This is a genomic window from Sphingobacterium sp. UBA3549 (genome assembly GCF_002376635.1).
In the GTDB taxonomy this organism is placed as follows: Bacteria; Bacteroidota; Bacteroidia; order Sphingobacteriales; family Sphingobacteriaceae; genus Sphingobacterium.
The window spans coordinates 126,582-149,142 of the sequence record NZ_DFOE01000007.1; the positions used below are offsets into that span (position 1 = coordinate 126,582).

A 22,561-nucleotide genomic window follows, 5' to 3' on the forward strand; every position below is an offset into this window, starting at 1 on the left:
CGAGTCCCGTCCAGACCGCCAACAAAAAAAGCATCATTTATCATTAAATGATGCTTTTTTTTTGCTTTGATAAGCCAAATTCCACTTTTTTTAATTCATATTGATGGGCGTCCACAGGGTCGTTTTACTCCGCTATAACCATAAATTCAGCACCCGAAGCATAATCATCGCCCCGTTGTGAGTTAAGTCCTGTAAAACGGATATACCGTCCCTTAACAGGCTTCTCAAATCGAACCGTTTTTAGTTTTTTATTTCTTTCAAAAGATCCCGACATCACCTCTTCCCAATTCTTGCCATCCTTGCTTACTTGAATCTTGTAATCCTTAATATCACCATTCGGTCCATCCTGTCTTGGCAGGAAAGTGAACCCTTTAATTATTTTGATACGCGCTGCGTCAAAATCAACCCAATGCGGGTATTGAGCTACCGTCACCGAATACATCGTGTGCCAGATCGAAGATGGGTCTCCATCCAATAGGTTTTTAGCATCACCTTCACCAGTTTCCTGACTTGAAGCAAAGACAACTTCCATTGGAATGGTCTCGATTTTTGTGTATTGTTGTGTTACCTTTAATTTCTCATTATGCTGATACCAAGCGGTTACGGTACCACCGGTCCGTAAATCAAAAGGAGCTTTATAGACACGTGGTTTTGCGTTGTTCAAACTGTACAATACAGGCTCACTTTTATTTCCTGCTAGCATCGAAACTTCACCATTGGAACTTCTCACGATTGATATTGGCGCATCTCCTGCAGTCGCTACCTGAACCTTCTCCTTCATATCATTGTTCTGAACCGGACGGATAATAAAGCCTATTGCAGTTGGTACTGCTTTCACACGATCTTTGTCCAACGGGGGCCCTTGTCCGCAGCTATTGCCACCCAATCCGGTTACCGCGGCATCAAGATGCACGTGGACGCCCGAACTCTTTGGCAATTGGTAAGGATGTGGTGCAAGCGTCAATTCAAGCTCACTATAGTCCAAAGCCGAGGTCGCTAAATGCTCTTTCGCAACAAAAACAACTCCCTGTCCATTATCATTTGTCAATGCTGTCCAGCGCACATCTTCATTGTTGCTCATATTTTGCGGATTGGGCCAGGGCACGAACTGATCTTTTACGGTGCTTTTGTGCATTTCAATAAATTGAGCAGTCTTCCGGTCAGCATAATTATTGATCGGTCCCCGGCCATAATAACTATAGTTGCTGTATTCAGCAGGCAGTTGCAAAGAATAGCCCAGTCGCGCTAAGACCACACTCGCATTATTGGATGTAATACTCGAAGACAATTCAATGGAGCCATCCTTATAGATTGTCCAGATCTGATTGCTTGTAAATTTAAAGTCGTCCTTACCAAAAGGTTTGTCTTTATGTTCTCTAAGGGTGTAGGTTCCCGAAGTTCCGCCCAGCAAAGACGCACCGTAAGGGGCTTGCGACTCAACCGTAAACGCCAATACAATCGTTCCATCTTTCTTGGTATAGCTGTTTGAAGACAAAACCTTATGTTGCAGATTATGCAATCCTTTTTCAAACCATTGCTGGTAAGCCCAGTTATCATTGTCAACCGGAGCACGTAGCGCATCCAATTGAGGGCCTTGGCCATCACGGATAATTTGTTTGCCTGCATAAACTAGATTGTAAATCGAGCCTGTCTTATTGTCAAACTTAGCCGTAAACAGATCTCCCTTCACCACTTGTAAATCGCCTTCTTTGGAAAGCACCGGAGCTCCTCCTTTTGCAACAGATGAAATCAGCGGTTTATTTTCAGCAGCTTTGACAAAAAGCTGTTCCTCCATCTGGACAAAACCTTTTGTCGCCCATGGCCTATCTTCATGGAGTATAAATTGCACTTTCATAAAATATTCCGATCCAGCATCTAACTGCGCGTAATTTATCGGCAATACAAACTGCTTCCGCTGACGAGCTTTCGGTAAATCACCCGTACTGATCGTGCCTTTGCTATTTGTTACTTCTACACCGTCTTTGAATAACGACCATTGTACCTGATAATCGGATAGATCCTTGAAATAATTTTTATTAAAAAGCTCAATTTTTCCCTGTTGAATATCAACAGCTTTTACGCTCACATTTTGATAAACTTTCTTCACCTCATAGTATTGTGGCTTCGGTATCATATCAGCAAAGATCAACCCATTCATCACGAACGTTCCATCATTGGGTTTATCCCCAAAATCACCACCATAGGCCAGAAAGCGTTCTCCGGTCTTTTTATCGTAATAATACATGGCCTGATCGATCCAATCCCAAATGGCGCCGCCCATAAAGAAGTTTGTCGATTCGATGGCTTCCCAATAATCAGTTAAGTTACCGACAGCATTCCCCATGGAATGTGCATATTCTGAAATATGAAACGGATACTTCAATTTATAGGTACCTTTTACAGCACCTCTGACCCAGTCAATTGACGGATATTGGTTGGACCCCAGATCAACAATTGCATTGTTACGCTCGTATTGAACAGGTCTTGATGTATCGATTTTCTTGATAGCCTGATAGGCAGCCACGAAATTATCACCCGGACCAGCTTCGTTTCCTAAAGACCAGATAACAACAGCCGGATGATTGATGGTCGAATGCACCATTTCGATATTACGGGCCACATGTGCATTCTTCCATTCAGGAACATGCGAAAGCGATTCTTTGCCATAATAATACTCATGACTTTCGATATTGGCTTCATCCTCCAGATAAATCCCATATTTGTCGCATAGGTAATACCAATACGCAGGTTCCGGATAGTGCGAATTACGAACGTGGTTGATATTGGCCCTTTTCATCAATTTCACCTCAGCTTCCATTTGTTCTCTTGTCACCACTTTACCATGCTCAGGATTGGTCTCGTGCCTGTTGACACCTTTTAGTTTGACGGTTTTGCCGTTGATATAATAATAACGGCCCGCTAGCCCAAATTCATCATCTGCCGCTTCGGTATCTTTGATCTCCACTTTTCTAAATCCGACATAGGTGGAAATAGTCTCAACCGTGTTGTTTTTCTTATCCTTCAATTCAGCCACCAAAGTATACCGATACGGTAACTCTGCCGACCATTTATTCGGATTCTTCACATTCAATGTCGCGGCTACGCTATTAGAAGTTTGACTACCCAGCGTAGGAACAAGTGCCGATGCTTCAGTTTGGTCTACAAGCGTATTTTCGTCACTATACAATTTATTTTTATAGAGTGAATACACAACTTTATAGCCCTCAGCCTGCTTACTGCTGAGATTGCGTATCGTACTGGTAATTTTCAAGGAACCATTTTCATAGTTGCTATCCAAATCTGGAATAGCCGCCAGATCACGGATCTGCACTTTCGGCGCAGAAGTCAGGGAAACGTCCCGAAATATACCGGGCAGTCTAAACATATCCTGCGACTCAAGAAAAGATCCATCAGAACTACGATAAACTTCAACAGCCAACACATTTTCAGCACCCTTTTTTAAGTAAGGTGAGATATTGAAAGACGCAACGTTTCTTGAATTTTTCGAAAAACCGACATATTTACCATTGATCCATAGGTAGAAAAAAGAATCTACCCCATCAAAATTGATAAATACCTCCCGGCCGTCCCAGTCGGCAGGAACTGTAAAATTACGTCGATACGATCCAACTTCATTACGATAAACATAGGTTGTCCAATCCTGCGCCGGAGTCCGCATGACTCCACCTTTCCAATCACCGACCTCTACCTGATGATGAAAGATAACACGCTGGTTGGTATAAATAGGAACGCCATACTTTAAGCTTCCATCCTTTTGTATACCATAAATATTCCAGCTCATGGGCACAGGCACCGATTCCCAGCTACCAACATTATAGGTAGGATGATAAAAATCCTTTGGCCGCTCCTCCGGAGTCTTCACCCAGTTGAATTTCCAGGATCCATTGAGCGAAATCCAATAGTTACTGTGCTCGGGAAGTACTTTTCTTGCGCTTTGCACGTTTTTAAAAGAATAGAACGAAGCATGTGGCAGTTCTTTATTCAGTGATAATAATTGAGGCGATTCCCATTCATTCCCTTTTGGAGACGGTGAAGCGCCATACTGAAAACCGTCGATAGCGGATGAGGTTGTCTGCCCTATCGTGAAACTTGGGTTCAGAGATAGCAAGGAGGCTAGAATCGTTGAAAAAATAACAGATTTTCTTAACATAATGTCGTTGAACAATTTAGACTAGGAAACCAAATGTAACTTCATTTTGTAGTAATAACAAGCAGATTATGAAAGCACTCGATTGCGAAACTTTTTCGATACAATCAAAGCTCGTTTCGCTCACTTTCGTGTGCTTCATCATTCGAGGAAAGTTCTTCTGGCAGATAAGATGCAAAGGAAATAACAACATTAAAAAAAGATCCCAAGGAAAACTTGCAGTGCTGAGAAATAGATCGCACTATTCCAATAAAAAACAAATGCTTTCGGTTATCAGGAATAAGCAGTATTTTTGGGTAGATTTCACTTTAAACAAATAAAAGTTTGCGTTTGAAATTATTTCGAATAATTTTATTTTTCAAAGGGTTACAATTTAAGCATTAAGGTATTAATAGGTGAGTAAATTCAGTAAATCAGTCCTGCTAGAAAATGATGAGCAAATCATTGAAGGCATCAAAGACGGCAACAGCTTGGCGATAGATGCTATCTATAAGCGTTACTATCCGTCTATAAGCCATATGATCTTGCAAAATAATGGAAGGGAGGATGAAGCGAAAGATATCTTTCAAGAAGCTGTCATTGTGCTCTACGATAAAGTTTCCAAAGGGAACTTTGAGCTCAGCAGCAAACTTAAAACATATCTTTACTCGATTTGCAGAAGGCTTTGGCTTAAGCAACTCAATCGTGCTGGTTTTGGCAATAGTGACATTCGCGGTTATGAAGATTCCTTATTTGAGGAAGAAGATCTACAACAGCATGAAGAACTTGAAAAAAAGTTCGACCAAATGGAGCTTGCCTTAGAGAAAATGGGAGAACCCTGTAAGACAATCTTACACGACTTCTATATCTTAAACCATTCGATGCAGGATATCTGTGAAAAATTTGGTTATACCAATACAGATAATGCCAAGACTCAGAAGTATAAATGCCTGCAACGGCTGAAAAAAATATTTTTTTCAACAGATTAAAATTTGAGTAACACCATGGGAACAATGAATCAAAAAGAATTTTTCGAATTAGCAGATCAATATCTTCGCGGCGAATTATCGGCCGAGGAACAAGCTGCATTTGAATCTTTCTGTGCTGAACACCCGTCCTATGCTGCCCAATTACAACAACACCGCGAATTTGTTGCCCATATGAAAGAAACTAGTCATCGTCTAGATTTCAAAAATGCATTGGCACAATCAGCAAAGGAATACCATAAATCCCAAAGTAAAACGACCAAGGTCGTTCCAATGAAGCAATCAACGGTGATTTCACTTTGGGAACGTATCAAAGCCAGTTCTTTGGTAGCTGCAGTAGTCGCGGTATTTGCAGTGTTTGGCACATTATGGTTGAGCGGTTATTACAGCAACCTCGAAAAGGCATCTTCCGATTACAGTGCATTGCGTAGAGACATGAACAATGTCAAAAAGAACGTCAATGCTCATAATGCTGCAATCAAAGATATCAACGACAAAAAATCAGTGAAAGGTACCGAGAGCCAATTTGGCGCAACAGGCTTTATGTTGACAACAGATGGTTATGTTGTCACTAATTACCACGTTGTTAGTGGTGCCGATTCGATTTATTTGCAAAATAATAAAGGCGAATCCTATAAAGCACAAATCGTACATACTGATCCAAGCAAAGACTTGGCTATTTTGTACATCGCTGATAAGAACTTTAAGAAAGTTAAAAGCTTACCTTACACATTCAAAACATCAACTTCAGATCTTGGTGAAGATATTTATACCATAGGATTTCCCCGAGATGAAGCCGTATATGGTCAGGGATATCTAAGTTCATCAACAGGCTATGCCGGTGATACGATTGCGTATCAGATATCCGTACCAGTTAATCCAGGTAACAGTGGCGGTCCCGTATTGGATAGCAGAGGTAATGTGATTGGTATTATTTCTGGAAAGCAACGCGGCATAGATGGTGCCGCCTTTGCAATCAAAACAAAATCGATCTTGAATGCTTTAGCGGACATTCCAACGGATTCTTTGGTTACGGGTCTTAAGATCAACAAAAAGAACAGTTTGGCAGGTTTACCAAGAACAGAACAAATCAAGAAAATGCAAGACTATATTTATATGGTCAAAGTTTATTAAGACCGGCATCTTTTAGTAACATAAAAAAGCAACGTTTTCCCGACGTTGCTTTTTTTGTATTCTGATCTTTAGCTAATTTCTCTTCCTTTGACCTCACATACCACTTCCGACTTACCGGACTGTTATAATGCAATGGAGGCTTTTGGACAACAGAACAAAATTACTATAAGTTTGGCTGCGGCGTAGTCCGCAAATACGGTTTAATTTCTTTAAATCCTTTTGGGAATTTAGCTGGAATATCTTCCGTTTTAATCGCAGGGACAACAATAACATCCTCCCCATGCTTCCAGTCAGCAGGCGTAGCCACTTGGTAATCTGCCGTTAGCTGCAACGAATCAATAACCCGTAAAATCTCATCAAAATTACGACCTGTTGAGGCTGGATAAGTCAACGTCAATTTGATTTTTTTGTCAGGCCCTATAATGAATACCGAACGCACCGTAGTTGTTGCAGAAGCATTCGGATGGATCATATCGTATAATTCGGATACATGATGATCTTCATCGGCTATAACCGGGAAATTCACTTCTGTATTTTGCGTCTCATTAATATCCTTGATCCAGTTTAAGTGATCGTTTACATTATCTACACTCAGCGCAATGGCTTTTACACCCCTTTTGTCAAATTCAGATTTTAACTTTGCTGTGCGCCCCAACTCTGTGGTACATACCGGTGTATAATCTGACGGATGCGAAAAGAAAACGACCCAGCTATCTTTAATATAATCGTGAAAGTCTATTTCACCAATGGTTGTTTGCGCTTTAAAATTTGGCGCTTCATCTCCTAATCTTAAACTCATAATCTTATTTTTTAAATGTGTTTACATTATATAGTCTACAAATATAGTAGATTAAATTTAGCAAACAAGTAATTCTTCATTTTTTTAAATTAATATGAAAAAACTAAGGTCATCTCATCCACCGTTTAAATATGCAAAAGCACAAAAGTTAATCGCGTAATTACTATGCTTGCATAATATATATTTTGTATATTTGGGTATGGCTTTACATTGAGCTTCTAAACTAATCATGTGTTAGGAAAAACTTTTTGAGATCAAACCTTATTAGATAGCTAGTTATCGGCTTGGTAACTGATAAACCAAAAATAGGAATACCATGAATTTTGAATTAAGCGAAGAACATAAAATGATCCGCGATGCAGCGCGGGAATTTGCCCAGGAATTAAAGGCTGGAGTAATAGAACGCGATGAATCCGCTAAATTTCCTACCGATTTTGTCAAACAGATGGGCGAACTTGGATTTATGGGCATCATGACACCGGAAATTTATGGCGGTGCGGGTATGGATACGTTAGCCTACGTTCTCGTACTGGAAGAAATTGCCAAAATTGACGCCTCCGCGGCCGTTATTGTCTCCGCTCACAATTCCCTGGTATTATATGGACTTAATGCTTTTGGGACGGAAGAACAGAAACAGAAATACCTGATTCCTTTAGCAAAGGGGGAAAAACTTGGTGCATTTGCGCTATCCGAACCCGAAGCCGGTTCTGACGCCTCGTCACAACATACAACTGCAGAAGATAAAGGGGATCATTATTTACTAAATGGCACAAAAAACTGGATCACTAATGGGGGGCATGCCGATATCTATCTTGTCATTGCACAGACACATCCTGAAAAAGGCCATAAAGGAATCAATGTTTTAATCGTTGAAAAAGGACTGCCTGGATTTACCATTGGCCCTAAAGAAAACAAATTGGGCATCCGCAGTTCAGATACTCACTCGCTCCTATTTTCCGATGTTAAGATTCCCAAAGAAAATCGTATTGGAGAAGATGGTTTCGGTTTTAAATTTGCCATGAAAACGCTGGATGGCGGGCGTATAGGTATCGCTGCGCAGGCCTTGGGAATAGCTGCTGGCGCTTATGATCTTGCTTTGGCCTACGCAAAAGAGCGTAAGACCTTTGGAAAGCCAATATCGGAACATCAAGCTATTCAATTTAAATTGGCCGATATGGAGGTCGAGATTGAGGCCGCTCGGCTTTTGACATATAAAGCTGCCTGGACTAAAGATCAAGGACTTCCCTACGGTAAAGAAGCAGCAACGGCCAAATTACATGCGTCTGAAGTTGCCATGAAACACACAGTAGAAGCTGTACAGATCCACGGTGGCTATGGTTACGTAAAAGAATATCATGTCGAAAGGTTAATGCGTGATGCAAAGATCACCCAAATCTATGAAGGTACCTCCGAAATTCAACGCCTGGTTATTGCCCGAGAAATCTTGCGGTAGCATTCCGTTAAAAATCCCTTAATAAACGGGAGCCGCCAGTTTAATAACTGACAGCTCCCGTTTATTTTCTCTGCTAAGCGCAGTATCGTTCATATCACAACTCGAAGTTCCTATAGCACTTCAATACTACATGAACTTAGCAGACAGTTCGCTGCTCTAGTCTATAGTTTTCAATTTATTATCGATCATCGCTAGATACTGGTAATCTTGAAAAGCAAAGCTGGCTGTTTGGGCCATAGCTAGATTAAGAATGAGCTTTGCTTTACGAAGTAAGTTTTCCTGGCTACCATCCGTAGCATTCAACCCATCAAATAATAGCGTCAGTGCCAGTGGATGTAATTGTTGCGCATCCAGGTCATTTTTTGCATAAGCTGTAAGCTCAGCTTCGGAAATACTCAAATAAAAACTCCGATCCCTTTCAAAAAACTTCTGATAGGCTTCGGCAAACTGGGCCGGATCTTCAGGCTCAGCAAACGCATCGTAACCGTCAATCCATATCCGCAGAAATTTCCCGATGTCCTCCACCCAGCGTACCATCAAATCTCTTTTAAAACTTATTCCCATCGTATAGATCTATTATCGAATCTGACCGTTTCCGCGGACAATCCATTTCTCTGTAACCAACTTTTCTAATGCAAATGGCCCCCGTGCATGTAATTTCTGAGTAGAAATCCCTATTTCAGCCCCAAGTCCAAATTCTCCGCCATCTGTAAAACGTGTCGACGCATTGGCATACACCGCAGCGGCATCCACTGTATTTAAAAATTGCTCAATATGAAGTTCATTGGAAGAGACGATGCATTCCGAATGTTTGGAAGAATATTTTCCAATATGTTCCAGCGCTTCATCCAAACCGTCAACGGTTTTTACCGAACATTTCAAATCTAAAAATTCCTTTCCAAAATCCGCCTCTTCTGCTCGCTTTAAATTTGAAAAATTTTCATGTTTTAGTACCTGATAGGCAATAGCATCAGCAAAGACTTCAACTTGAGCCTCTTCGAGATACGGAGCCAGTTTAACTAAAAATTCCGTTACAACATCCTTATCGACCAAAACTGTATCCAAGGAGTTACAGACAGAAGGTCTAGAAATTTTAGCATTCGCGACAATCTTCGCTGCCATATCCAAATCTGCGGTACAGTCGACGTACGTATGGCATACTCCTGCCCCTGTCTCAATCACAGGTACCTTGGCGTTTTCCCGCACAAAATTGATCAATGACTGCGACCCACGTGGGATGATAATATCCACATAAGACGTCGCCTCCAGCAATTCTGAAACGTGCTTTCTGTCCACAGGCAACAGTTGTACAATATCCTTCGTAATACCTTGTTCGTTCAAAATTCCATGGATTACGGTTAATAAAGCTTGATTGGTATATTGGGCATCGGAACCGCCACGCAGCAAACAAACATTACCCGATTGAATACATAAAGCAGCAACGTCAATAGTAACGTTGGGCCGCGATTCATAGATTACCCCAACAACTCCAAGCGGAACAGTGATCTTTTCTATTTCCAATCCATTGGGTAGCACCTTTTTTAATAAGAGCTGGTTTGTTGGATCCGCTAACTGTGCAATCTGCTTCACACTATCAGACAAACTTCTTAGACGATCACCGTTGAGCAAGAGACGGTCTTTTTTGGGATCTTCATCAGACATGCGGTCCAGATCACTTTTATTGGCCTGTAATATAACCGACTCCTGTTCGACAAGAGCATCTGCAATAGCATTTAAAAGCGTTATTTTGGTTTCAGGTGCTAGCTTCTGCAATACATTTTTAGCGTTGGCCGCTGCCTGAAGTTGTTCTACAATGGATTCACTCATAACAATACGATATCATTTGCGTGTGCAATTTCTATATTTTTTTTACTGGATTGGGACAAAGCGGATGAATCCATTTTCGCCCGGGCAACGGCCACGGTTAAGCCTTCTAGATTGACAATATTTAACACTTCTCCCTTTTCAAAATGCTCGACGATTCGTGTAACACCGACAGCCAGAAGACTCTTGTGCTTTAATAACGCTTCCTCTGCTCCGCGGTCAACCATCAATTCTCCTTTAATTAAACTCCCGCTCGCAAGCCACTTCTTACGGGATGATATTTTCTTGCTTTCAGGTAGGCACAAGGTACCAGTCTCATGTTTCACTGCTTTCTGAATGGCATCCTCAGTTTGCATGCTAAAAATCACAACAGCAATCCCCATCTGATTGGCTAATCGGGCAAAATTCAATTTTGACGTCATTCCACCCAGTCCCACCGACGATTTGTCCTTCCTTGCCAATCCCAGGATGTCCCTGTCGATTGTTTCAATTTGCGGTATAATCTTGTTGTTTGTATCTAATACTCCTGGGACAGAAGTACTGAATAATAGTTTTTCGGCACCAAAGCCAACAGCAATCAAGGTTGCCAGCTCATCATTGTCTGAAAACTTTAGTTCTTTATTGCTCACCACATCATTTTCATTTGCGATTGGAATAACATTATTCTTCCACAATTCCTCGTATGTATTTTTCAATTGCAGAAATTGATCCCGATTGGAAAAATGATGTCGTTCACATAAGCTTTGTGCCAAAGAAATTTTGAAGGGTCGGAAATAAGTTGAATATGTATTGATCAGTATGGGGTTTCCAATTGCAGCGGCAGCCTTACGTTCTGATAATGTCCCCGTATAATTGGGCAAAAAACGTTTACCGGCAGCGACAGCCCCAGAAGACACCAAGACAATATTGTATTTCTTTTGTAAAGAAGCAATTTGCCTAGCGATCTCCAAAACAATACGTTCATCAACTTCTCCCTCTTTCGTGGTAATAGAAGCCGATCCGAATTTGACAACAAGAATTGGCTTTTTCATTTTCAAGTATGCTTTAGTTTAGATTTGAGCACTAATTTACTGAGAAGAATTTGATTTTTGCAAAATATGTTAACAATTGAACAATATAATTTTACAGAAAAAAACCACTTCACCCACAAAAAATAGGCACCTGAAAACAAAAGCCCCTTTAGAAGGAGAACCGTTCTTCATAAAGCTTCTCGAGGGAAAACATTTCATCACGATATTTCGCTGCTTCCAGAAAGTCCATATCCTTCGCAGCTTTATCCATTTTCTTACGGACGTTATCGATTGCTTTCTTCAGATCCTTCTCGCTCAGATACTGCATCACTGGATCAGCTGCAACAGCCTGCGATGGATCCGGTTCGACATAAATTTTAGGTTCAATACCTGAGAAATCGGCGACAGAGGTCTGCTCCAATATTTCCTCTCTAGTTTTGCCGACTGTACGCGGAGTAATGCCATGTTCCTGGTTATATTTCATCTGTTTGTCCCGACGTCGATTAGTTTCATCGATCGTCACACGCATACTGTCGGTCATTTTGTCTGCATACATAATAACCCGACCTTTATCATTCCGGGCAGCCCGACCAATCGTCTGAATAAGCGAACGTTCAGAACGCAAAAAACCTTCTTTATCTGCATCGAGAATAGCAACCAGCGTAACCTCCGGTAAATCAAGTCCCTCACGCAATAAGTTCACGCCGACCAAAATATCAAATTCACCTAATCGAAGGCCGCGTAAGATTTCTACCCGCTCCAAGGTTTTAATTTCCGAGTGTATATAACGAACTTTTAAGTTCAGCTTGGTCATATATTTGGAAAGTTCTTCCGCCATACGTTTCGTCAGTGTAGTTGCCAGCACACGCCCACCTTCTTTGATGGTCTTATCCACCTCTTCCAAGAAATCATCGACTTGATTGATCGCTGGTCTCACTTCAATAATCGGGTCTAGGAGCCCCGTAGGACGAATCACCTGTTCAACCACCACACCCTCTGTCTGTTGCAGTTCATAATCACCAGGAGTAGCTGACACATAAATTGTCTGGTTCGTCAAAGATTCAAACTCCGGAAAGTTTAAGGGTCTGTTATCCAAAGCCGCAGGCAATCTGAATCCATGTTCCACTAAAGAGACTTTTCGTGATCGGTCGCCACCGTACATTGCACGCAATTGGGGTAAGGTCACGTGGCTTTCATCAATGACCAACAGATAATCCTCCGGAAAATAATCCAGCAAACAGAAAGGACGCATTCCTGGCTGCCTACCGTCGAAAAAGCGGGAATAATTTTCTATTCCTGAGCAATAACCCAGCTCGCGCATCATCTCCAAATCATAATTGACACGTTCCTCTAAACGCTTTGCTTCGAGCATCAAGCCCTCGGCTTCCAATTGGGTTTTCCGCTGCATCAATTCATCTTGAATAGCCCAAATCGATTCTTTAAATTTTTCCTTCGGCGTAACGAAAAGATTGGCCGGAAAAAGGGCTAAATCTTCCATTTTATGGAGCGTTTTACCAGATACAGGATCTATCTCACTCAATTCATCAATTTCATCCCCAAAGAAGGACACACGAATTGCAAAATCCAGATACGCTGGATAAATATCCACAGTATCTCCCTTAACGCGAAATGTACCACGTTTAAACTCTGTGGTCGTGCGTGAATATAAAATTTCAACTAATTTATGCAGAAAAGCATTTCTCGTAACCATCATCCCTACGCCGAATCGAAAGATAGAACGGGAGAAATCCTCTGGATTTCCCATACCGTAGATACAAGACACAGAAGAAACCACAACGACATCACGACGCCCCGACATCAAAGCGGAAGTGGTGGCCAAGCGCAACTTTTCAATTTCTTCGTTAATCGCTAAATCCTTCTCGATGTAAGTGTTTGTAGAAGCAATAAAAGCTTCGGGTTGATAATAATCGTAATAGGACACAAAATAGTTGACCGAATTATTGGGGAAGAACTGCTTGAATTCACCGTACAATTGAGCCGCCAACGTTTTATTATGGCTTAAAATCAATGTTGGCTTTTGCGTTTCCTGAATCACATTGGCCACAGTAAAGGTCTTACCCGATCCTGTCACTCCCAAAAGCGTTTGGTATTGCTCTGCCTGCTCTACTCCAGCAACCAATTGCCTAATCGCTTCGGGCTGATCGCCGGTCGGCTTATACTCTGATGTCAATTCAAATTTCATATACTTCCTATTTCTTAAACAAAACTATCTCGGCCTTTTCCAGCAAACATTGCACCAGTAATAGTTTGAGCGGCAAGCACAAAACTGTTCTTTTTAAACTGATGATTTTAATCTGCAAACAGGACGTTTTTTCGAGATGCGATCCAGGCCACATCCAGTAGTGTTGTAAAACAAATTTACTAAAAATTTTACCATTTGAGTGCAAACTATAATAATACCGTAGATGTTATTACTTTCAATTGATTATTTATTATCTTTAGCTTCACTGAACTAGCACACACGTCATGGTTACTATTCTATCTACCCAAAATAGCATTGCAAATCATTTTATCGCCGAGTTGAGAGATATTCATATTCAGCAGGATCGCATGCGTTTCCGCCGGAATTTGGAACGATTGGGTGAAATCTTCGCTTATGAGATCAGCAAGACGATGACCTACACGCCCATTGAAGTTGAAACTCCGCTGGGTGTGGCCAAAACTCAACTCCTGATGGAACAACCCGTGCTCGCTACGATTCTGAGAGCGGGTCTTCCGTTTCATCAAGGGCTATTAAATGTGTTTGACCGCGCCGACAATACGTTTATTGCCGCCTACCGACATACCAAAAAAAGCGGCGAGTTTGAGATTCACAAAGAATATGTGAATACCCCCAATTTAGACAACCGCACCGTGATTGTAGTGGACCCAATGCTGGCGACAGGAAAAAGTCTCGTGTTATGCTGCCGGGATCTTTTGGCCGAATACGATATCAAGGAATTGCACATTGTTGCGGCCATCGCTTCCGAAGAAGGAATAAATCATGTGCAGGCGTTTATTCCAACAGCGCACATCTGGGTAGGTGACGTCGATCGCGAACTGACCTCCAAAGCCTATATTGTGCCGGGACTCGGCGATGCAGGAGATCTGGCCTATGGTGCAAAACACCACTAATGTGGATAAATTATTTAAAATTAAATTAACACTTAGCTCATTGAAATTCAGTAAATTTATGTCAATGATGAAGTTGAATTTTGTTATATCTAATTTATATCGCTATGAGATGGCAAAAATACAATGGCGAATCCATTCGCTCCACAATTTTCGATGCTGTTGAAGAAGTCATAAAACGCGAAGACGCCCTCGGGAATAAGCTCAAGGTTTACATCGGCACCGATTCCCAAGTCAAGCGGGGCATCATCGACTTCGCAACAGTCATCGTCTTTCTCAGGGAACATAAAGGTGGATTTATGTTTATCCAACGTGACAAAAGGCATCACCGAATGAGCATTAAAGAGAGGATGCTGCTCGAAGTGCAAAAATCCATCGATATAGCCTATCAACTCTGCCCCCTCCTCGAAAAACACAAAGTGGACCTTGAAGTCCACGCCGACATCAACACCAATCCAAGTTTCCAGTCGAATGTTGCTCTAAAAGAAGCCATGGGCTATATTATGGGTATGGGATTTGTCTTTAAGGCTAAGCCGGAGTCTTTTGCCAGTACCAACTGTGCCAATAAACAGGTTCAATAATCGACTATTGGATAAACAATTACTGACTATTGGTTGGACTTTGTATATTTAGGGTGTAATTTTTAACACACCACATGCAGGATTTTTTTCAGCAGATTGCCCGCCAATTTGCCCATACCTCTTGGCTCGAATGGTTAGGTACACTGACAGGCTTCCTTTGTGTCTATTTGGCCGCTAAGCAAAACATATGGAATTGGCCGATTAGTATCATCAGCGTGGCGTCCTATGCTATTCTGTTTTATGATGCCAAACTATACGGAGACACTGTCCTGCAATTCTACTTTTTATCTACTGCTGTTTACGGCTGGTACTATTGGATAAAACGAAAAGAGGAAAAAAAGAAACCCATCGTCAATGCTAACAGCAATCAATTGCTTCTCTGCTGTTTAGCCATATTTATCCTCACCATCTCCATCGGGTACCTTCTCGACCGCAAAACTAATTCGGATGTGCCCTACATTGATGCATTCTGTACATCGGTAAGTTTTGTCGCCCAATTCCTGATGACCAGAAAAGTCCTCCAGAACTGGCTACTTTGGGTGTTTGTAGACATTTGTTATATCCCACTCTACATCCATAAAGATCTTATGTTGACAGCCGTGCTTTATTTTGTCTTCGCGGTCATCGCCTGGAATGGCTACCGCGATTGGCAGAAAACCTATAAAAATTTTGCGTAATATTGCCTATCAAAACGATCGATGTGGGAAAAGAATTTATAAAAATTGCTGTTGTTGGCCCCGAGTCTACTGGAAAATCAACGATGGCACAGTTTCTTGCCAAAGAGTTTAAAACGGTATGTGTACCCGAATATTCACGCTATTATTGTCAAGGCCTCAACAATAAATACACCTTACAGGACGAAGTCAATATGTTTTATGGACAGGTCGCACTTGAAGAAGCACTGGTTCCATTAGCTCAAGGACAAATTCTTATTTGCGACACGACCTTCCTTACCGTAAAAATCTGGTCTGATTATCTATTTGGCCATACTCCAGAAGAAGTTACCGATAAAATCCAGCAACATCCCTACGACCTTTATCTCCTGATGGATATCGATCTGCCCTGGCAGGATGATCCGTTACGAGATTTCCCCGAACAACGGGATCATTTTATGGAAATCTGGAAAGGTGAATTGACAGCCCTTCATGCACAATATCGCATTGTGTCTGGGCTCGGTGAGCAGCGTCTTGAAAATGGACTTCGCGCAGTAAACGATTTTCTGACATTGATTTGAGACAAGCATCTTGACGAAGCTGCCTTTTACAGCTATATTTGTACAAGTGAAATAGAACTTGCGGTGCCTGACCCGATCTAGGTCAAGGATAGGAAGTTTTATCACACACAATTGAAATAGAATATTAACATTTTACTTAAGAAATAATGTATCCAGAATATTTAGTAGCTCCAATGCGTCAAGAATTAGTTGATGCAGGATTCGAAGAATTAAAAACACCTGAAGCAGTTGATCAGGCGATTGCATCAGAAGGAACCGTTTTTGTGGTTGTAAACTCTGTTTGCGGTTGTGCGGCAGCAAATGCTCGTCCTGCTGCAAAAGCTGCTGTCAAAAATGAAAAACACCCTGCTAAATTAGTAACTGTTTTTGCAGGTATGGAAACGGATGCTGTTAACACTGCTCGTAATTACATGTTGCCTTATCCGCCATCTTCTCCAGCAATGGCTTTGTTCAAAGACGGAAAACTGGTACACATGATTGAAAGACATATGATTGAAGGTCGCCCAGCTCAAATGATCGCTGACAACTTAGTCGCAGCATTTGACGAGTACTGTTAATCACGTATTTTGATTTTTGAATTGAAAAGGCTATCCAAATTTAATTGGATAGCCTTTTTTGCTTTTTAAAATGCAGCAGCATACAGTGTATCCCCATATCCTTCCTTCAAGGAACGTTTCATATTTCATTACTTAACAGGTTATCTTTTTCTTAGCCATACACCATAAAATAGCCTAGGTTCTTTGCCAAAGGGCATTCCACCAACCTGTCAAAACCTCAAACCTGAGCTCCAGTATACCTTGCCACTAACTCAGATGCAGTTTATTAAAAGCTTTTTTCTATTTTTAGGCTATGAAAACCCTTCCAATAACCATTCTTTTTTTCTGCTTGACGATCATCGCATGCTCTCCACAAACCAAAGTGGACTTTATTGTATATCATGCGCAAGTATATACCGTAGATTCCACATTTAGTACAGCACAGGCATTTGCGGTCAAAGATGGTAAATTTATAGCCATCGGTTCGGATGATGAAATACAGCGGAAATATAAAGCAAAGGAAAAGATTGATGCAGAAGGAAAACCCATTTACCCCGGATTTTATGACGCCCATGCGCATCTGTTTGACGAAGCCGAATTAATGGATCAAGTCGATCTAAACGGGGCTGACTCCTTTGAAGAGATCATTCAACGTGTCAAAAACTACAGGCAGAAGAATCCAGACAAAACCTGGCTGATCGGTGCAGGTTGGGACCAAAATCGCTGGAAAGATAAAGCTTTTCCCACCAAAGATTTGTTGGATAAAGCATTCCCTGATATTCCCGTTTATCTTATGCGGGTAGATTATCATGCGGCCGTCGCCAATTCCAAAGCGCTGGAATGGGCCAAATTAACCAGTACTCCCAGCATCCGCGGTGGGGTGGTCGGGGGGATCAATAACATACCAAATGGTCTGTTGATCGACAATGCAATGGAGCTTGTCAATAAGACAATCCCTGTTCCCAACGAAAAGGAATACTTAAGAATGATCAAACGCACACAGGACTCTTTACTTTCTGTAGGTCTTACCTCAATTGTTGATGCAGGTTTATCAAAAGAGAGACTCGAACTTTTAAAAAAATACTACCGCGAAGGCCAGCTAAAAATCAGAGATTATGCCATGATCCTCGGTAGTCCTCAAAATATAAAATCATTTATCGACCAAGGTTTCTATGAGACCGACCGGTTCGAAATCAAAGGGTTTAAACTACTTGCCGATGGTGCGCTGGGTTCCCGTGGAGCCTGCCTCCTCGCCCATTACCATGATGCACCCACACATGGTTTTTTACTTCATAGTCCGCAGGAGTATGAAGAAATGATCAAACAGATCGCTGCAAGCAAATTTCAGGCAAATACCCATGCCATAGGCGATTCGGCCAATCGTATTATCTTGGATATCTACGGCAAATACCCGCACAATAACAATGACCGGAGATGGCGTATTGAGCACGCTCAGATTATATCGCCTACAGATTTTGACAAATTTAGAGAGTACCAAATCATCCCTTCAGTACAGCCCACACATGCCACCTCAGATATGTACTGGGCCAAAGACCGGCTAGGGGCAGAACGTATGAAAGGCGCTTATGCTTATAAGCATCTGTTGGAAGAATACGGGAAACTCGCTTTGGGAAGTGATTTCCCGGTAGAACACTTCAATCCTTTATATGGTTTCCATGCAGCAGTGGCTCGTGTCGACAAAAAAGGGTATCCAGACCAGGGATTTCAGATGCAAGACGCGATAAGCCGTGAAGATGCCCTGCGAGGAATGACCATATGGGCGGCATTCTCGTGCTTTCAAGACAAGAAACGGGGCAGCATCGAAGTTGGAAAAGATGCGGATTTTGTTATCCTCGAAAAGGATATCTTGAACATCCCGAATGAGCAACTGCGAAATGTAAAAACAGAACGGACAGTCATTGCTGGCGAGACGGTTTTTAATAGCAACACGAATAGAACCACTCAATAACCCGTTAGTAACGAGCCTTGTACTGATCTCTATTTCCTTTGCCTTCCAAAAATCAAGCGCGAAAATGAAATAAATCTTGATTATTACGAATATTTCGTACATTTACGATATAAACATAATTTTATGAAATATACATTATCATTTCTACTAGCTGTCATGACACAGTTATCATTTGCACAAGAAAGTGCCCCAGCTATTGCCAAGGTTCACTACGAATTCAAACATGTAAACGATAGCACCCAACTGGATCAATTTATACGAGACGAAACTGTTACCTACCTCAATCAACAAGGAAGCTATTATACTTCCTACTCGACCAAGCGTATGCAGGAAGAGGTCAAGAGACAAATGGAGGGCCCTGGCTTCGACGGTACACTAACCATTACTAAGCGCTCTACGCCATCAAGTTCTTCCTATTTATTAGACGCCAATCAAAACAAAATGACCGAAGTGATTAGTGTTGCCAGCGACAATTTTGCCATTCCACAGTCCTACCCCACACAAGATTGGGAAATGCTGAGCGATCAGAAAGAGATTGGTGGATACCATTGTCAGAACGCAAAAACAACATTTAAAGGCCGAACCTATATCGCCTGGTTTACAACCGAACTGCCGTTTCCCTATGGTCCCTGGAAACTCCATGGTCTTCCCGGTCTAATCCTGGATGCCCGAGACACAAAAAATGAAGTAATTTTTGCTTACGCTGGATTCGACAAAATTGAGGATGGCAAAACCTCGGTCGCTCTGCCGCAGAATGTCATCACAACCACTGCAGAAGAAGTAAAAAAAATTCAGGAAGCCTTTAAAGCCAATCCGCAAGCCTACCTGCAAGCGCAGTCGGGAAAAAACAGAACCATCAGTGTAGGTTCATCAGGAAACATGGCCGTGGTTAAATCCAGTTCCGGCTCTGGAGGGGGCTCCCCGGTTGGTGCTTTGGATCCGTCAAAAATAAAGAGTTTCAATATTTCAAAAGACGATAAATACAAACCTTCAAAAGTTACCAATAATCCGATAGAGCTGACGCCTTAATGAAAGTATTTCTATGTTTATTAATAGTCGTATTGCTTGGGCAGAGCATCTTTGCCCAGCAAACGATTAGTGGAACAGTCCAAGTGGATAAAACATTTCGTACTGTACCCTACGCCAGTGTTAATATCCTCTCAGGAAATAAAATTATTGCCTTTAAACCGACGGATAAAGAGGGTCGCTTTGCCGTTACCTTAACGAAGGACTACACAAACATCTACCTGCAGATCAACCACCTAACCTATGAGAAATTTGAACGTAAACTTGGTTCTCAGACCTCAAATCTCCGGATTATACTCCTTCCAAAAAACAATCTATTGCAAGATGTCGTTGTAAAAAGCAAGCCAAAGGTCACCCGTTCCAATGATACCATCTCCTACGATGTTGGCTCTTTTGCCAAAGAAGAAGACCGAAATATCGGTGATGTCATCAAGCGCCTTCCTGGCATGGAAGTGACTGAATCGGGTCTTATTAAATACCAGGACAAAACCGTTTCTAAACTTTACATCGACGGGGACGACCTATTGGAAAATCGCTATGGAATCGGTACACGGACTATCCCACACAAAATGGTGAAGGACATTCAGGTGCTCGACAACCATGAACATTATAAGGTTCTCAAAAATAAAAGATTTACAGACGACGTTGCTATTAACCTGGTTATTAAAGACGAAGCGAAGTTAAAACTCACGGGACAGGCTAAAATCGCTGCCGGTCCCCCTAGTCTGTACGATCCCGAACTGAATTCCATCTTATTCAACAAAAAAGTAAAGATGCTCAATGTCCTCAGCGGGAATAATACCGGTAAAGATCTTTCTGGGGATATCATCGGCGGCAATCAGTCATCTTTATTGGCCAAATTTGGCAGCTCGGCAATCAATAATCTTCTGGCGACCAGTACAACAGGCAGTCCCAACATACCTAAAAATAATTATTATTTCAACAATACAGGCTTACTCAATACCAATAACTTATATAATCTCAAAAATGGCTGGCAATTAAAATCCAATATTCAGGTATTATACGATACCGACAAGCAAAATAATGCTTCCAGTACACAATACCTGCTCGATGAGGGTGATGTTTATTTTAATGAACAAAATCACCTAAAAACAGCGCGGTGGCTTGGCGCGGCCAGGCTTTCGGCATCCACCAATACGGAACAGAAATATGCGAGCAATAGCTTATCACTTGAGTATGAAAAAAAAGATATAACAGCATTGCTAACAAACTCTTCGGGCCAAATCGACCAATTCCAAAAACACCACATTAAGGGATTCAGTAACTTGTTCAGTTATATCCCGCAACTTAAAAATAACGACATCATTGCTATTAACTGGTCTCTAAATTATGGCAGCAAGCCACAGTCTTTACAGATCTATCCCGGTGTTTTTCCTGAAATACTCAACGATAGCATTCCCTATAAAAGTAGTCTTCAGCAAATTGATGTACCCTCATTTTTTACAGAGATCAGTACAGGTTATCGCTTCAATAAAGGTAGAATAAAGCAGTACTATCAAATTGGATTCAATACAGATCGTCAACATTTCAACTCTTTACTAACCATAGCGGACAATGACCAAGGTAGTCGGCCACTCGGCGAAAGGATGCATAATGATCTGCATTGGAACAGAACCCAGACATTCATTACACCACAATATTCCTGGAAAAACAATAGGTTTGAAACCCAGCTGGATATTCCGGTCACCTACCTATTTACGCATTATGAAGATGAAAGCCAGCAGCTGACGAATTCCAAAAATTCATTGCTAATCAATCCCAATCTAAAAGCGCGATGGCAAATTTCTCAGGAGGATTATCTTCAATTTAGCTATCAATATAGCCAAGACATTGGCAACATTGAAGACATATACCGCGGAGCAGTATTACGTAATTATAGAATGCTGAGCCAAAATAATGCGGCGCTAAATGAATCTCAAAAGCATTCATTTAATCTGAATTACAATCTCGCACGTACCCTAAAAGTATTATTTGCACATGCTGGTATCAGCTATTCAAGATCACTTTCCAACACGATATTATCTTCCGTTATAAAAAATAACATCACCGAAAATATCCTGGTCAATATGGATAACCTGCAGGAGCGATGGTCTTCACAGATCGGGTTTGATAAATACATTTTCCCCCTGGCAAGTACCCTCAAACTAAAAGGAAGCATTTCTTACTTCAAATACAATCAATTGTTAAACAATGCCCTAGTCCCTATTCGAAGTATAAGCTATCAATTTCAGCCTAGTATAGAAGCTAAAGTCTTTCAATCTTATCACATTTCCTATTCAGGACTATTCAATTGGAGCTGGAGTAAACAACAAGGGCTGGGCAATGTGATCCAAAATAAAACCACCACAATGATGCATAATATAGGCTTCCCGGTTAACCCCTTCCAAAACGGCTTCATGCGTGTGAACATCCGCAATCTCGCTACTTTCCAAACAGACATGAAGAATGCAAGTTACACCTTCATAGACTTTTTTGCGCGCTATAAGGTCAACAAATGGAAAATGGACTTCGAATTGGAAATGAATAATTTGGCCAATATCAAAAACTATCGCACCTATATGATGACCGCCAATATGATTTCTCAACATGAATTTGAACTTCGCGGGAGAACAGTTTTACTCCGTACAGTTTTTAACCTATAAGGCTTCAGACCATATCGGAAAGAAACAATTGCGATGGGCTATTGTTGGCCTATTAATGTAACTATAG

17 protein-coding genes are annotated in these 22,561 nt (G+C 41.4%); 11 read left to right on the top strand and 6 right to left on the bottom strand.

Annotation, left to right across the window (positions count from 1 at the left end; translation table 11 throughout):
• Positions 1–124 precede the first annotated feature (124 nt).
• Positions 125–4,171, bottom strand: coding sequence for a glycoside hydrolase family 2 TIM barrel-domain containing protein (locus B2W36_RS04670; protein WP_293879485.1), 4,047 nt, complete (start codon positions 4,169–4,171; stop codon positions 125–127).
• 392 nt (positions 4,172–4,563) lie between these two features.
• Between B2W36_RS04670 and B2W36_RS04675 the strand changes: the two genes are divergently transcribed.
• Both B2W36_RS04675 and B2W36_RS04680 read left to right on the top strand, forming a co-directional pair.
• Positions 4,564–5,136, top strand: coding sequence for an RNA polymerase sigma factor (locus B2W36_RS04675; protein ID WP_293879484.1), 573 nt, complete (start codon positions 4,564–4,566; stop codon positions 5,134–5,136).
• A gap of 15 nt (positions 5,137–5,151) precedes the next feature.
• Complete coding sequence (locus tag B2W36_RS04680) at positions 5,152–6,267, top strand: S1 family peptidase (protein ID WP_209578739.1); 1,116 nt, start codon at positions 5,152–5,154, stop codon at positions 6,265–6,267.
• Between the two features lie 163 nt (positions 6,268–6,430).
• Here the strand turns inward: B2W36_RS04680 and B2W36_RS04685 are convergent, their stop codons facing one another.
• Positions 6,431–7,066: a peroxiredoxin gene (locus B2W36_RS04685; protein ID WP_209578740.1), complete on the bottom strand. Its 636-nt coding sequence runs from the start codon at positions 7,064–7,066 to the stop codon at positions 6,431–6,433.
• Positions 7,067–7,382: 316 nt separating this feature from the next.
• Here B2W36_RS04685 and B2W36_RS04690 point away from each other — a divergent pair, with 316 nt between their 5' ends.
• Complete coding sequence (locus tag B2W36_RS04690) at positions 7,383–8,519, top strand: acyl-CoA dehydrogenase (protein ID WP_293879482.1); 1,137 nt, start codon at positions 7,383–7,385, stop codon at positions 8,517–8,519.
• 156 nt (positions 8,520–8,675) lie between these two features.
• Here the strand turns inward: B2W36_RS04690 and B2W36_RS04695 are convergent, their stop codons facing one another.
• The 4 genes from B2W36_RS04695 to uvrB form a co-directional block, all read right to left on the bottom strand.
• Positions 8,676–9,083: a hypothetical protein gene (locus B2W36_RS04695; RefSeq protein WP_209578742.1), complete on the bottom strand. Its 408-nt coding sequence runs from the start codon at positions 9,081–9,083 to the stop codon at positions 8,676–8,678.
• Between the two features lie 12 nt (positions 9,084–9,095).
• The gene (locus tag B2W36_RS04700; protein ID WP_209578743.1) at positions 9,096–10,346 is read right to left on the bottom strand and encodes a glutamate-5-semialdehyde dehydrogenase; all 1,251 of its coding nucleotides are present in this window, start codon (positions 10,344–10,346) and stop codon (positions 9,096–9,098) included.
• Entirely contained in the window at positions 10,343–11,374 is a 1,032-nt protein-coding gene (gene proB / locus B2W36_RS04705; protein WP_209578744.1) for a glutamate 5-kinase, read from the bottom strand. The genes B2W36_RS04700 and proB overlap by 4 nt, the downstream gene beginning before the upstream one ends.
• 148 nt (positions 11,375–11,522) lie before the next feature.
• Positions 11,523–13,556: an excinuclease ABC subunit UvrB gene (uvrB, locus tag B2W36_RS04710; RefSeq protein WP_293879481.1), complete on the bottom strand. Its 2,034-nt coding sequence runs from the start codon at positions 13,554–13,556 to the stop codon at positions 11,523–11,525.
• 284 nt (positions 13,557–13,840) lie between these two features.
• On the opposite strand from uvrB, the gene upp reads away from it, so the two are divergent.
• From upp to B2W36_RS04750, 8 genes are all read left to right on the top strand, one after another.
• On the top strand, positions 13,841–14,488 hold the full coding sequence (gene upp / locus B2W36_RS04715) for a uracil phosphoribosyltransferase (RefSeq protein ID WP_209578746.1): 648 nt from the start codon (positions 13,841–13,843) through the stop codon (positions 14,486–14,488).
• 104 nt (positions 14,489–14,592) lie between these two features.
• Complete coding sequence (locus B2W36_RS04720; RefSeq protein ID WP_209578747.1) at positions 14,593–15,066, top strand: ribonuclease H-like YkuK family protein; 474 nt, start codon at positions 14,593–14,595, stop codon at positions 15,064–15,066.
• A 74-nt stretch (positions 15,067–15,140) separates the two neighbouring features.
• Entirely contained in the window at positions 15,141–15,743 is a 603-nt protein-coding gene (gene pnuC, locus B2W36_RS04725) for a nicotinamide riboside transporter PnuC (RefSeq protein ID WP_209578748.1), read from the top strand.
• Positions 15,744–15,766: 23 nt separating this feature from the next.
• The gene (locus tag B2W36_RS04730; RefSeq protein ID WP_209578749.1) at positions 15,767–16,300 is read left to right on the top strand and encodes an AAA family ATPase; all 534 of its coding nucleotides are present in this window, start codon (positions 15,767–15,769) and stop codon (positions 16,298–16,300) included.
• Between the two features lie 146 nt (positions 16,301–16,446).
• The gene (locus tag B2W36_RS04735) at positions 16,447–16,857 is read left to right on the top strand and encodes a BrxA/BrxB family bacilliredoxin (RefSeq protein ID WP_209578750.1); all 411 of its coding nucleotides are present in this window, start codon (positions 16,447–16,449) and stop codon (positions 16,855–16,857) included.
• 292 nt (positions 16,858–17,149) lie between these two features.
• Complete coding sequence (locus B2W36_RS04740) at positions 17,150–18,805, top strand: amidohydrolase (RefSeq protein WP_293879480.1); 1,656 nt, start codon at positions 17,150–17,152, stop codon at positions 18,803–18,805.
• 123 nt (positions 18,806–18,928) lie between these two features.
• The gene (locus tag B2W36_RS04745; protein WP_293879479.1) at positions 18,929–19,834 is read left to right on the top strand and encodes a GLPGLI family protein; all 906 of its coding nucleotides are present in this window, start codon (positions 18,929–18,931) and stop codon (positions 19,832–19,834) included.
• Complete coding sequence (locus B2W36_RS04750) at positions 19,834–22,494, top strand: outer membrane beta-barrel protein (RefSeq protein WP_293879478.1); 2,661 nt, start codon at positions 19,834–19,836, stop codon at positions 22,492–22,494. Before B2W36_RS04745 ends, B2W36_RS04750 begins: the two co-directional genes overlap by 1 nt.
• Positions 22,495–22,561: the final 67 nt, after the last annotated feature.